A 1,055-nucleotide genomic window follows, 5' to 3' on the forward strand; every position below is an offset into this window, starting at 1 on the left:
CGGCGGAGTGGAGCTCCTCACGGCCCAGCTCGCCCGGCTCACCGCACTCGGCAACACCGTGGTCGTCGTGGAGCACGTCATGTCCGTCGTCGCGCAGGCGGACCACGTCGTCGACATGGGTCCGGCCGGCGGCGACGAGGGTGGCCGCGTGGTCGCCTCCGGCACGCCTGCGGAAGTCGCTGCCGCCACCGGCAGCCGCACCGCGCCCTTCCTGCGCGCGGCGCTCGGCGCCTGACCCACCGGCCTGGAGGCGCGGCGCACCCCCGCCCCGCGCCTCCCGCCCGTCGCCGGGTCGCGCTGGCCGACCAGACGCAGCCCGCCCGTCCCACAACGCAACCCGCCATCCCGGACGCAACCCGCCCACCACCGGGTCCCGCCCACCACCCGGACGCAACCCGCCCACCGGCCGGACACCGTGCCTCCAGGCCGCGTCACGGTTCCGCATCGACCTCCCCGCACCAGACCCAGCCGCCCTCGCCGAACGATCGGTGGCAGTTCCGGTGCGCGATCCCCGATGTCCGCGCACCAGAACTGCCACCGATGAGAAGAAAGACCATCCTCCGATCGGAGGATGCCGCTCCACCGGACCGGCCGAACCGCCGCCGACCCCCACCCGTCAAGCTGGACCCATGCCCGACACCCCAGCCATCGAGGTCCACCACCTCGAGAAGCAGTACGCCACCGGCAAGCGCGCCGTCGACGACGTGTCCTTCACGATCGCCGCCGGCGAGACCTTCGCCCTCCTCGGCCCGAACGGCGCCGGCAAGACCACCACGGTCGAGGTCCTCGAGGGCTACCGGACCCGCACCGGCGGCGAGGTCCGCGTCCTCGGCCACGACCCGGCAAGAGCGAGCCGCAGCCACAACGCACGCATCGGCATCGTGCTGCAGACGAGCGCGGAGTCGCCGAACGTCACGGTGTCCGAGCAACTGCGGCACTTCGCGACGCTCTACCCGCGGCACCGCAGCGTCGAGGAACTCCTCTCCGCGACCGGCCTCTAGGTGCAGCGGCAACACCCGCGTCAGCCGGTTGAGCGGTGGGCATCGCCGGCGCGT

General features: G+C 73.6%; 2 protein-coding genes. Both read left to right on the forward strand.

What is annotated here, in order from left to right; translation table 11 throughout:
* A partial coding sequence (locus I59_RS18335; protein WP_148286312.1) for a hypothetical protein occupies window positions 1-235 on the forward strand: 235 nt, incomplete at its 5' end.
* 394 nt (window positions 236-629) lie between these two features.
* The gene (locus I59_RS20465) at window positions 630-1,001 is read left to right on the forward strand and encodes an ATP-binding cassette domain-containing protein (protein ID WP_049976624.1); all 372 of its coding nucleotides are present in this window, start codon (window positions 630-632) and stop codon (window positions 999-1,001) included.
* The last annotated feature ends 54 nt before the right edge of the window (window positions 1,002-1,055 follow it).

Origin of the sequence: Curtobacterium sp. B8, from assembly GCF_000333315.1 — a bacterium.
Classification (GTDB): domain Bacteria; phylum Actinomycetota; class Actinomycetes; order Actinomycetales; family Microbacteriaceae; genus Curtobacterium; species Curtobacterium luteum.

Excerpts from the sequence above, each read along its gene's own strand:
- I59_RS20465 (WP_049976624.1), top strand. The coding sequence starts at position 630 with ATGCCCGACACCCCAGCCATCGAGGTCCACCACCTCGAGAAGCAGTAC.